Consider the following 566-nt stretch of genomic DNA (forward strand, 5'->3'; position numbering starts at 1 on the left):
CGGATCATCGTGGAATCAGTGGCCGGATGTTCATGGAATGGGCGGCCGGATTGCCGTGGAATCCGCAGGCGAGGGTGTGCGGACGGGGTGACTGGCGTGTTTCTATTGAGCTCAAGCACCCCACAAATCGCGGCGTCCGTTTATTACTGCAGTACCAAATATCTTGCAAAACGGCACCGCTATGCCTAATATCCTCCGCAACACACCCGCCATGCCAATGGTTGCTTCGGCAGCTAAGCACAAATTGAGCGGGTTTTTTATGCCCGGTAGTTTTTCAGCATGAAGCTTTTCAGCAAGCCCGCCATCGACATTCCTGCGCAACTGGCCCTGCTCAAGCAACGCGGGCTCACCATTCAGGATGAAGGAAAGGCGCACTGTTTTCTCGAGGCCGTCAGTTTTTTCCGCCTAACACCTTATATGCGCCCTTTCCAGCTTTCGGACGATGCCGAGCACGGCTTCAGGCCCGGTACGCGGTTGAAAGAGCTTACTCGTCTGTATGATTTCGACCGACGCCTACGGCTGCTGGTTATCGATTCGATTGAACGGATTGAAGTCGCCGCCAGGGC

General features: G+C 55.1%; 1 protein-coding gene. It reads left to right on the forward strand.

The window, feature by feature from the left end:
- Nucleotides 1–279: 279 nt before the first annotated feature.
- Nucleotides 280–566: Abi family protein (locus ALO43_RS08585; protein WP_162235579.1), on the forward strand; the 287-nt coding region annotated here is incomplete at its 3' end.

The organism is Pseudomonas tremae (assembly GCF_001401155.1).
GTDB classification, from domain to species: Bacteria; Pseudomonadota; Gammaproteobacteria; order Pseudomonadales; family Pseudomonadaceae; genus Aquipseudomonas; species Aquipseudomonas tremae.